11 protein-coding genes and 1 riboswitch are annotated in these 10,536 nt (G+C 71.9%); of the genes, 9 read left to right on the top strand and 2 right to left on the bottom strand.

The genetic code is table 11. The features are described from left to right. Nucleotides 1-78 precede the first annotated feature (78 nt). Nucleotides 79-204, top strand: a riboswitch (cobalamin riboswitch). A gap of 122 nt (nucleotides 205-326) precedes the next feature. From ACFU7Z_RS27305 to ACFU7Z_RS27335, 7 genes are all read left to right on the top strand, one after another. Next, nucleotides 327-1,406 carry an iron ABC transporter permease gene (locus tag ACFU7Z_RS27305; RefSeq protein ID WP_074001420.1) on the top strand — a complete coding sequence of 360 codons (1,080 nt, stop codon included), beginning with the start codon at nucleotides 327-329 and terminating at the stop codon, nucleotides 1,404-1,406. Further along, nucleotides 1,403-2,206 (top strand): ABC transporter ATP-binding protein, encoded by an 804-nt coding sequence (locus ACFU7Z_RS27310; RefSeq protein ID WP_380780280.1) that lies wholly within the window; start codon nucleotides 1,403-1,405, stop codon nucleotides 2,204-2,206. Before ACFU7Z_RS27305 ends, ACFU7Z_RS27310 begins: the two co-directional genes overlap by 4 nt. A 16-nt stretch (nucleotides 2,207-2,222) precedes the next feature. Next, nucleotides 2,223-3,215 (top strand): ABC transporter substrate-binding protein, encoded by a 993-nt coding sequence (locus ACFU7Z_RS27315; RefSeq protein WP_380780283.1) that lies wholly within the window; start codon nucleotides 2,223-2,225, stop codon nucleotides 3,213-3,215. Nucleotides 3,216-3,305: 90 nt separating this feature from the next. Further along, nucleotides 3,306-3,689, top strand: coding sequence for a nuclear transport factor 2 family protein (locus tag ACFU7Z_RS27320; protein WP_049649431.1), 384 nt, complete (start codon nucleotides 3,306-3,308; stop codon nucleotides 3,687-3,689). A gap of 10 nt (nucleotides 3,690-3,699) precedes the next feature. Next, on the top strand, nucleotides 3,700-4,176 hold the full coding sequence (locus ACFU7Z_RS27325; RefSeq protein ID WP_380780285.1) for a GNAT family N-acetyltransferase: 477 nt from the start codon (nucleotides 3,700-3,702) through the stop codon (nucleotides 4,174-4,176). A 188-nt stretch (nucleotides 4,177-4,364) separates the two neighbouring features. Continuing rightward, nucleotides 4,365-4,775, top strand: coding sequence for an anti-sigma regulatory factor (locus ACFU7Z_RS27330; RefSeq protein ID WP_049649429.1), 411 nt, complete (start codon nucleotides 4,365-4,367; stop codon nucleotides 4,773-4,775). A 180-nt stretch (nucleotides 4,776-4,955) separates the two neighbouring features. Beyond that, complete coding sequence (locus tag ACFU7Z_RS27335; RefSeq protein WP_117489497.1) at nucleotides 4,956-6,023, top strand: RNA polymerase sigma factor SigF; 1,068 nt, start codon at nucleotides 4,956-4,958, stop codon at nucleotides 6,021-6,023. 82 nt (nucleotides 6,024-6,105) lie between these two features. Here the strand turns inward: ACFU7Z_RS27335 and ACFU7Z_RS27340 are convergent, their stop codons facing one another. Next, on the bottom strand, nucleotides 6,106-6,534 hold the full coding sequence (locus ACFU7Z_RS27340) for a hypothetical protein (protein ID WP_049649428.1): 429 nt from the start codon (nucleotides 6,532-6,534) through the stop codon (nucleotides 6,106-6,108). Nucleotides 6,535-6,584: 50 nt separating this feature from the next. Here ACFU7Z_RS27340 and ACFU7Z_RS27345 point away from each other — a divergent pair, with 50 nt between their 5' ends. Beyond that, entirely contained in the window at nucleotides 6,585-7,556 is a 972-nt protein-coding gene (locus tag ACFU7Z_RS27345; protein WP_074001417.1) for a diacylglycerol kinase family protein, read from the top strand. A gap of 369 nt (nucleotides 7,557-7,925) precedes the next feature. After that, the gene (locus tag ACFU7Z_RS27350; protein WP_014138019.1) at nucleotides 7,926-8,177 is read left to right on the top strand and encodes a WhiB family transcriptional regulator; all 252 of its coding nucleotides are present in this window, start codon (nucleotides 7,926-7,928) and stop codon (nucleotides 8,175-8,177) included. Nucleotides 8,178-8,639: 462 nt separating this feature from the next. Here the strand turns inward: ACFU7Z_RS27350 and ACFU7Z_RS27355 are convergent, their stop codons facing one another. Then, complete coding sequence (locus ACFU7Z_RS27355) at nucleotides 8,640-10,160, bottom strand: sensor histidine kinase (protein WP_181970676.1); 1,521 nt, start codon at nucleotides 10,158-10,160, stop codon at nucleotides 8,640-8,642. Nucleotides 10,161-10,536 lie beyond the last annotated feature (376 nt).

Consider the following 10,536-nt stretch of genomic DNA (forward strand, 5'->3'; position numbering starts at 1 on the left):
GCGTGTGGGGGGCGGTCCCCGCAGAAGTTCCCGCTGCGTGTGGGGGGCGGTCGTGCGTTCACGTCCGACCCGGCCCGGTAAGGGTTGCCTGCCCTGAGTGGCTGTTATGCTGCCAGGGCGTCCGAGGGGGAAGTCCGGTGCGAATCCGGCGCTGACCCGCAACGGTGAGCACGGCCCGTACCCGCCCGTACGGCCGCGCCAGCCCGATCGCCCTCGGCCGCCGACCTCCCGACAACTCGCCGCGGACTGCGAGGGGAACGGCGCCCCGGCACGCCCCCGGCCCGCGCCCGCCCCGGCGCGCTCCCGGCCCGAGGCAAGGCGCACCCGTGAACCGCGCACCCGTCAACCGTGCAGTCGGCCCGCCCGCTCGCCGAATACCCGTCGTCCCGCTCGCCGCCGGACTCGCCGCCGCCCTGCTGCTCTCCCTGGTCTGCGGGGTCGCCCTCGGCTCCTCCGGGCTCGGCCTGCCCCGGGTGCTGCGGCTCCTGGGCGCCGGGCTGACGGGCGGCCGGCTGGACGCGGACGAGGCGGCCGCGTACGCGATCGTCTGGGAGATCCGGCTGCCGCGCACCGTGCTGGCCGCCGTGGTCGGCGCCGGGCTGGCCGCCTGCGGGGTCGCCGTCCAGGCCCTGGTGCGCAACGCGCTGGCGGACCCCTTCGTGCTCGGCATCTCCTCCGGCGCGGCCGTCGGCGCCAACGCCGTGATGCTGTTCGGCGCCTTCGCCTCGCTCGGGGTGTGGGCGATCTCCGCCTCCGCCTTCGGCTCCGCGCTGGCCGCCATGACCCTGGTCTACGTCGCGGCCCGCACCGCGTACGGGCTCACCCCGCTGCGGCTGGTGCTCACCGGCACCGCGCTGTCCTACGGCTTCTCCGCCGCCACCACCCTGATGGTCTTCGCCGCCGACCGCGGCGAGGCCGCCCGGGACGTCATGATGTGGCTGCTCGGCAGCCTCGGCGGCGCCACCTGGGGCAAGGTGCCGATCGCCGCCGTCACCGTGCTGGCCGGGCTCGCCTACCTGGCCTGCACCGCCGGGCGGCTGGACGCGCTCGCGATGGGCGACGAGACCTCCGCCTCGCTCGGCGTGGACCCGGACCGGCTGCGCCGCGAGCTGTTCGTGGTGACCGCCGCCGTCACCGGCACCGTGGTCGCGGTCAGCGGGGCGATCGGCTTCGTCGGGCTGCTGATGCCGCATCTGGCGCGGATGCTGGTCGGCGCCGGGCACCGCCGGGTGCTGGTGGTCGCGCCGCTCGCCGGGGCGCTGCTGCTGGTCTGGGTGGACATCGCCTCGCGCACCCTGCTGGCGCCCGCCGAACTGCCCGTCGGGGTGTTCACCGCGGTGCTCGGCGTGCCCGCCTTCCTGGTGATGATGCGCCGCCGTGGCCAGGCCTTCGGAGGTGCCCGGTGACCGCGACGACCGACCCGAGCCCGGTGCACGCCCAGGACCTCGCCGTCGACGGCGTCTCGGTGGAGCTGGCCGGCACCCGGCTGGTCCACGAGGTGAGCCTGGCGGCCGCCGCCGGGCAGGTGGTCGGCCTGATCGGCCCCAACGGCAGCGGCAAGTCGACCCTGCTGCGCTGCGTCTACCGGGTGCTGAAGCCGGCCGGCGGCGTGGTCCGGCTGGCCGGCGACGACCTGCACGCCCTCACCGCCCGCGAGAGCGCCCGCCGGGTGGCCGCGCTGACCCAGGAGCACTCCGCCGAGTTCGACTTCACCGTCGCCGAGGTGGTCGCCATGGGCCGGCTGCCGCACCGCCGCGGCTTCGGCGCCCAAGTCGACGGGGACGAGCGGCGCTGCGCCGAGGCGCTGCGCAAGGTCCGGGCCGGGCACCTCGCCGAGCGGGGCTTCCTGAGCCTGTCCGGGGGCGAGAAGCAGCGGGTGCTGTTCGCCCGCGCGCTGGTCCAGGAACCGCGCCTGCTGGTGCTCGACGAACCCACCAACCACCTCGACATCGCGCACCAGTTGGAGGTGCTGGCGCTCGCCCGCGAGGCCGGTCCGACGGTGCTCACCGCGCTGCACGACCTCAACCTGGCGGCGGGCCACTGCGACCTGCTGTACGTGCTGCGGGACGGCCGGATCGTCGCCTCCGGGCCGCCCGACGAGGTGCTCCGACCCGCCCTGCTGGCCGAGGTGTTCGGCGTCCGGGGCACCCCGGTGCGCCACCCGGAGACCGGCGCCCTCCAGCTGCTCTTCGACCGCCTCCCCTGACCCCCAAGGAACTCCCGTGCGCACCAAGGCCGTTGCCGCCACCGCCCTGCTCGCCCTCGGACTCGTCGGCTGCGGCGCCGAGATCGCCCCGAAGGAGGCCGCCACCGCCTCCGCCCACTACCCCGTGACGGTGGACAACTGCGGGGAGAAGCTCACCTTCGCGCAGAAGCCCGCCCGGGTGGTGACCAACGACGTCAACATCACCGAACTGATGCTCTCGCTCGGCCTCGCCGACCGGATGGCCGGCTACGTGATGCCCGACGACAAGGGGAAGATCGACCAGGTCGCCTGGAAGGACGGCTACCAGCAGACCACCTGGCTCTCCAAGAAGATCCTCACCAAGGAGATCGCGCTGGACGCCAAGGCCGACCTGGTCTTCGCCGGCTGGCACTACGGCTTCGACGAGGGCAGCGGCGTCACCCCGCAGGCCTTCAGGGCGCTCGGCGTCGACTCGTACGTGCTCAGCGAGTCCTGCCGCAGCGGCAAGGGCACCGAGCGCGGCGTGATGGACCCGCTGGAGGCGCTCTACACCGACCTGGCCAACCTCGGCGAGATCTTCGACGTCAAGGACCGCTCCGACCAGCTGATCGCGGACTTCAAGGCGCGGATCGCCGCCGTGCCGCAGCCCGAGCGCCGCCCCTCCGTCTTCCTGTACGACAGCGGGCAGGACAAGCCGTACACCGCCGGGAAGTTCGCCGCCGCCAACGAGATCATCGCCAAGGCGGGCGGGACCAACATCATGGGCGACCTCGCCGACAGCTGGGTCACGGCCGGCTGGGAGAGCGTGGTGCGGCGCGACCCCGAGGTGATCGTGATCAACGACTACGCGACGCCGAAGGCCGAGGAGAAGCGGAAGTTCCTGACGTCCTTCCCGCCGCTGGCCGACGTCGCCGCGGTCAGGAACGGCCGGATCTTCGTCATGGACTACGTCGACCTGGTGGAGAGCCCGCGCAACCCGGCCGCGATCAGCGCGCTGGCCGCCTACCTGCGCACCGTGCCGGCCCCCTGACCGGCCCGGATCCCGCTCCTCCGGGTCCGGGCGGCCGCGGGCGTACGCTCAAGGTACGAGCCGACGGAACCCGACCGGAGGAGCGAGATCATGACCACCACGACGGCCCCCGCCGCCTTCGACACCCGCGCACTGCGCGAGGGCATCGAGCGCCGCGACGCCGAGGCCCTCCTGGCGCTCTACGCGGAGGACGCCGAACTGCGCATGGTCGACCGCAAGACCCAGCCCAGCCACCCCCTGGTGATGCACGGGCGGGAGGAGATCGGCGCCATGCTGGACGACGTCTACGGCCGCGAGATGACCCACACACTGGAACAGGTGGTCGTCCAGGGCGACCACGTCGCCTTCCTGGAGTCCTGCCGGTACCCGGACGGCGTCCGGGTGCTGATGTCCTCGATGGCCGGTCTGCGGGACGGCCGGATCATCGACCAGACCTCCCTCCAGGCCTGGGACGAGACCGGTCCCGAGCAGTAGGCTCACGGACATGATCCGCACCGCCGTCGCCACCGACGTCCCCGTCGTCCACGCCATGATCCGCGAACTCGCGGAGTACGAGAAGGCCCTGCACGAGGCGAAGGCCACCGAGGAGCAGCTGCACGAGGCCCTGTTCGGCGAGAACCCGTCCCTGTTCGGGCTGATCGCCGAGGACGACGCCACCGGTGAACCGGTCGGCTTCGCGGTCTGGTTCCGCAACTTCTCGACCTGGCGCGGCACCCACGGGATCTACCTGGAGGACCTGTACGTCCGCCCGGAGGCGCGCGGCGGCGGCCACGGCAAGGCGCTGCTGCTGGAACTCGCCCGGATCGCCGTCGAGCGCGGCTACTCCCGGGTCGAGTGGTCGGTCCTGGACTGGAACCAGCCCTCGATCGACTTCTACAAGTCGATCGGCGCGGTGCCGATGGACGAGTGGACGGTGTACCGGCTCTCCGACGGGGCGCTGGCCGCCGCCGGGCAGCGCTGAACGGCTCCCGGGAGTCCGGGGAAAGGGTCTGCCACCCTGCGTCGCAATGCCTTACCATGAGTAACTCCCGAACCGGGGTGCGGAAGGCAGAGCGATGGCGGATCCGCGGCGCCGGGCCCCCTTCGGGGGTAGCAAGCGGTAACAAGCGGGGTACCAAGAAAGCACAGCGCGCCACCCAGGAGGCAAGGGTGTCCCAGATCGACGGCGATCTCGGCGTTCAGGACTTCGTGGAGGTCCGGCTGCCCGCAGCCGGGGCCTACCTCTCCGTCCTGCGAACAGCGACGGCCGGGTTGGCGGCCCGGTTGGACTTCACGCTCGACGAGATCGAGGACCTGCGGATCGCGGTCGACGAGGCCTGCGCCATCCTGCTCCAGCAGGCGGTGCCCGGCTCCGTACTGTCCTGCGAGTTCCGGCTGGTCGGCGACTCGTTGAAGGTCACCGTCTCCGCCCCGACCACCGACGGCAAGGCTCCCGAACGGGACACCTTCGCCTGGACGGTGCTCTCCGCCCTGGCCGGCGAGGTCGACTCCTCGGTCGCCGAGGACAGGACCGTGACGATCAGCCTGCACAAGAAGCGCGGCGGGTCCCCCTCCCACTAGTCGGGCGCCGGACCGCACCGCACGACCGAGCAGCACCGAGCAGCACCCGCGCAAGGGCCGTCCGCCGCTCCCCCGCTCAGGGGACCGACGGACGGCTCCCGGTACCGCCACCCACGCGGTACGACCAACGAGACGATTCCGGGGCCACCGGCCCCGGTGCTCCCGGAACGGAACGGGGGAATGGCCGTGAGTGATCTGGACCGTACCGGCCTCGCGACGGCGGGACCTGCCGTACCGACCCAGGCGAGCGTTCCCGGCCTCGCCGCCAACGACGAAGCGCACCCGAAGGACGCCCAGCGGATGAGCCACCCCACCGAGCCGACGTCCGAGCCGACGCCTGCCTCCGCGCCCCCGCCGGACCCGGTGGACGAGACGGCCCCGGCCGTCGGGACGGAACCGGCGGTCGAGGCCGACCCCGCGGTCGAGGCCGAGTCGACGGCCGAGGTCGAGCCGCACGTCGCCCTGCCCGCCCAGGGCTCGCACCGCACCGGCGCCCCGGACCGGGAGGCCGCCCGCGCGCTGTTCGTCCGGCTGTCCGCACTGCCCGAGGGCTCCCCGGAGCGGGTCGAGCTGCGCAACCAGCTGGTGCGGATGCACATCCCGCTGGTCGAGCACCTGGCCCGGCGCTTCCGCAACCGGGGCGAGCCGCTGGACGACCTGACCCAGGTCGCCACCATCGGCCTGATCAAGTCGGTGGACCGCTTCGACCACGAGCGCGGGGTCGAGTTCTCCACCTACGCGACGCCGACCATCGTCGGGGAGATCAAGCGGCACTTCCGCGACAAGGGCTGGGCGGTGCGCGTCCCGCGCCGCCTCCAGGAGCTGCGGCTGTCGCTCACCACGGCGACCAGCGAGCTCTCCCAGCGGCACGGCCGCTCCCCCACGGTGCACGAGCTGGCCGAGCACCTGGGGATCTCCGAGGAGGACGTCCTGGAGGGCCTGGAGTCCGCCAACGCGTACTCCACGCTGTCCCTGGACGTGCCGGACAGCGACGACGAGTCGCCGGCCGTCGCGGACACCCTGGGCGCGACCGACGAGGCGCTGGAGGGCGTCGAGTACCGCGAGTCGCTCAAGCCGCTGCTGGCCCAACTGCCGCCCCGGGAGCAGAAGATCCTGGTGCTGCGGTTCTTCCGGAACATGACCCAGTCGCAGATCGCCGCCGAGGTGGGGATCTCCCAGATGCACGTGTCCCGGCTGCTCGCCCGGACGTTGGCCCAGCTGCGGGAGAAGCTCCTGGTGGAGGAGTAGGACTGACGCCCCTTCAGTTCCCCCGGCTTGAGGCCCCCCGGTTTCAAGCCCCCGGCTTCAGGCCCCCGGCGGCCCTGTACCCCTAGTCCTCGGACGGGGCGTACAGGGCCGCCGTCGACTTCGGGTTCAGCAGGCAGCCGATGCCCACCAGGCCGAGCGCCCCGACCAGCACGCCGACCGCGATCATCGCGCCGCCGCTCTCGGCCATGTAGTAGCCGACCGGCAGGCAGATCGAGTTGGTCAGCACCGCCGGACTGCGGCCCCAGCGGCGCTCCTTGAGCAGGGCGCGGGCGGCCAGCACCGGCAGCACCCCGAGCAGCACGATGACCGCTCCGCCGAACTCGTTCAGAGCCAGCTGCTTGGACTGGCCGGACAGCGCGGCCACCATGTCCCAGACGCCGACGACGGCCAGCGCGGCGCCCGCCAGGGCCGTGATGGCGGCGCCCAGGGTCAGGGAGGCCGGGCGGCCGGATCCGGCCGAGGGTACGGGTGCGGAGGTTTCTGCGGTCACTCCAGCAGGGTAGCCGCCGGTTGCTCCGTACCGACCCGTAGGCTTTCCCCATGCGCGCTCTCCTGGTCGTGAACCACAAGGCCACCACCACCAGTGGCCGGACCAGGGACGTCCTGATCCACGCCCTGCGCAGCGATCTCAAGCTGGAGGTCGCCGAGACCCGCTACCGGGGCCACGCGCGCGACCTGGCCCGCGAGGCGGCGGAGGACGGCACGGTCGACCTGGTGGTGGCGCTGGGCGGGGACGGCACCGTCAACGAGGTGGTGAACGGGCTGCTGGCGCACGGCCCGGGCGAGAAGGTCCCGCGACTGGCCGTGGTGCCGGGCGGTTCGACCAATGTGTTCGCCCGCGCGCTGGGCCTGCCCAACGACCCGGTGGAGGCCACCGGCGCCCTACTGGACGCGCTGGAGCACGGCCGGGAGCGGCCGATCGGGCTGGGCAAGGCGATGACCGACGGGCTGCCGGACCGCTGGTTCACCTTCACCGCCGGCCTCGGCTTCGACGCCGGGGTGGTCGGGCGGGTCGAGGAGCAGCGCCGGGCCGGGCGCAAGTCCACCCACGCCCTGTACGTCGGCCAGGCCCTGCGGCACTACTTCACCCAGCGTGAGCAGCGCCGTTCCGGCCCCGTCTCCCTGGAGCTGCCGGGCCACGAACGGGTTCCGGGCCTGGTGCTGTCGATAGTCAGCAACACCTCTCCCTGGACGTTCCTCGGCAACCGTCCGGTCTACCCCTCACCGCTCGCCTCCTTCGACACGGACCTGGACGTCTTCGGCATCACCCGGATGACGGCGTTCGGCACCGCTCGAACGGTCCGTCAGATCCTGCGGTCGTACACGACTTCGAGTGACGGCGCCCCTCCCAGCGGCCCCTCCGGGAAGCACGTCGTCTCCTATCACGACGTCAGACACTTCACCTTGGTTTCGGAGGAACCGGCCCCGTTCCAGGTCGACGGGGACCATCTTGGAGACAGGAGTCGCGTCAGTTTCACAGGCGTACGGCGGGCACTGCGTGTGATTGTGTGACTGGAAGGGGGGTTCCTCCTTCTTCTCGAACGCACAAGCCCCCTTCACTCCATAGAAGTACTGGCTGTGAGCTAGGCGACACCGAAGAATCCAAAATTCCTCCCCGAAGGGGGTTGTATCCGAGCCCGAGGTTTGCGAACCTCTACATGGCGATCGGGACACATCGCAGCGACGGCAACTCCGGAACCACAGGAGCGCCGACCGCGGGGTGTCCCTCGAATCGCCGAATCCCCCCCAGCACAGACCACCCGGGCCCGACGGGCCTTTGGTCTCTTTTGCTGTTGCGGGATTCGTGAAAGCGTTCACATTCACAAGCCATTCGATTATGCCGATCGGGCCACCCCCCGCGGCAGGAGGAGTTGGACGACCATGGACTGGCGCCACCGCGCTGTCTGCCGCGAAGAGGACCCCGAGCTGTTCTTCCCGATCGGGAACACCGGTCCTGCTCTGCTGCAGATCGAGGAAGCCAAGGCCGTGTGCCGCCGCTGTCCGGTGATGGAGCAGTGCCTCCAGTGGGCGCTCGAGACCGGTCAGGACGCCGGCGTCTGGGGCGGCATGAGCGAGGACGAGCGCCGCGCGATGAAGCGCCGTGCAGCCCGCAACCGCGCCCGCACCGCCTGATCACCCGGCGATCACACGCCGTAGTACCAGCAGTGACCGCAGTACCGATCGACACATGATCAAAGGCTTCCCTGCACCTCCTGGTGAAGCCTTCCGCACCAAGGACCTCGCCCAGCCAGGTCCCGCGACACCGGACCTGCCCAAGCACTTGATACTGTTCACTTAGAGCAATATCGTGGAGCTGTGGCGCTCACCGTGTGCAACGCACCGGCGAGGTGTCGCACCACCCAGAGCCCCCGCTCCGGCCGACTCCCCCCGACGGCCGGAACGGGTTGAGAGGCCCTGTCGACCCACCCCCCCCCGGTCGACAGGGCCTCGTTTCTGTTTCCGCGCCCCGTTCCGCACTCCGGCGTGCGGGTGCGCGCACCCGGCGCTTCCGCCGGACGCACGCCCCCTCCACGCACCTGTGCGCATCCCCGCGCAACGGTTTCCCCGCGGCCGCGACCGCGGCGGACCGGGATCTCAGCGGACGGGGATCTCCAGGATCACCTTCGTACCGCCGTTCGGGCCGGCCACCATGTCGAAGGTGCCGCCCAGTTCGCCGGTGGCCAGCGTCCGGACGATCTGCAGCCCGAGGTTGCCCGCCGTCTTCGGGTCGAAGCCCTCCGGCATGCCGCGGCCGTCGTCCTGCACCGTGATCAGCAGGTACTCCTCCGGCCGGGCGCCGCCGTTCCAGGTGTCCGACCAGCCCTTGCCGGTCGCCGGGGCCCGCCCGCGCAGCGCGCTGACCTCCAGGTTCCCGGAGGCGGTCGGACCGAACGCGTGCTCCAGGGCGTTCTGGAGCAGTTCGGTCAGCACCATCGACAGCGGGGTGGCCACCTCGGCGGAGAGGATCCCGAAGCTGCCGGTGCGGCGGGTCGCCACCCGGCCGTCCTGGGTCAGCTCCATCGCCATCGCCAGCACCCGGTCGGCGATCTCGTCGAAGGCCACCTGCTCGTCCAGCGCCTGGGAGAGCGTCTCGTGCACGATCGCGATCGAGCCGACCCGGCGCACCGCCTCGTCCAGCGCGGCCCGGGCGGACTCCGACTCCATCCGACGGGACTGCAGCCGCAGCAGGGCCGCGACGGTCTGCAGGTTGTTCTTCACCCGGTGGTGGATCTCCCGGATGGTGGCGTCCTTGGTCATCAACTCGCGGTCGCGGCGGCGCAGCTCGGTCACGTCCCGGCAGAGCACCAGCGAACCGGTCAGGGTGCCCTTGGGCTTGAGCGGGATCGCCCGCAGGGTCACCACTCCCCCCTGCGCCTCCACCTCGGTCTGCCGGGGTGCCCAGCCGCTCGCCAGCTTCACCAGCGCCTCGTGGACGGCCGAGCGGGACGGCGGGGCGAGGTCGGCGGTGGCCCGGCCGAGGTGGCTGCCGACCAGGTCGGTGGTGAGGCCGAGGCGGTGGTACGCGGAGAGGGCGTTGGGGCTGGCGTAGGTGACCACGCCGTCCGCGTCCAGCCGGATCAGGCCGTCGCCGACCCGGGGGGCCGCGTCCATGTCGGCCTGCTCGACGCCGGGGAAGGGGAAGGAGCCGGCCGCGATCATCTGGGCCAGGTCGGAGGCGCTCTGGAGGTAGGTGAGCTCCAGCCGGCTGGGGGTGCGGACGGTCAGCAGGTTGGTGTTGCGGGCGATCACGCCCAGCACCTTGCCCTCGCGCCGGACCGGGATCGACTCGACCCGGACCGGGACCTCCTCGCGCCACTCCGGGTCGCCCTCGCGCACGATCCGGCCCTCGTCGAAGGCGGCGTCCAGCAGCGGGCGGCGGCCGCGCGGGACGAGGTGGCCGACCATGTCGTCCTGGTAGGAGGTGGGCCCGGTGTTGGGCCGCATCTGCGCCACCGAGACGTAGCGGATGCCGTCCCAGGTGGGGATCCACAGCACCAGGTCGGCGAAGGAGAGGTCGGAGAGCAGCTGCCACTCCGAGACCAGGTGGTGGAGCCATTCCACATCGGCCCCGGTGAGGGTGGTGTGGCGGCGGACGAGTTCGTTCAGCGAGGGCACATGGCGAGGGTAGCGCCGCCGGTCCGGGCGGGGCGCGCCAGGCCTCCCGCCGGGTCCGGACACCCCCTGAGTTGTTTAGACCAATTTTCCGGGAGGCCTGGACAACCGAGATTGGTCTAGTCCACAATGGAAGGGCACCAAGGAGAGGTCCCCGCGCAACTGCCCTGACCGCGCGCGGCCCCTCCTCGGTCGGACGCCGCAGATCGAGGACCCCGCACAGTTCTCGATCCCATCTGGCGCCCGACGACAGCTCCGGGCTGCGGTGCCGCATGGGTTGAGGGTCCCGTGTCGGCGCCGTGGCCCGTAGTGTTTTCCACCCCCGGAACCATGTCTCCGCCGCTCAACGAGCCGGCCCCGGTCCACAACCCGTGGTCCT

It is taken from the genome of Kitasatospora sp. NPDC057518 (assembly GCF_042802075.1).
GTDB lineage: Bacteria > Actinomycetota > Actinomycetes > Streptomycetales > Streptomycetaceae > Kitasatospora.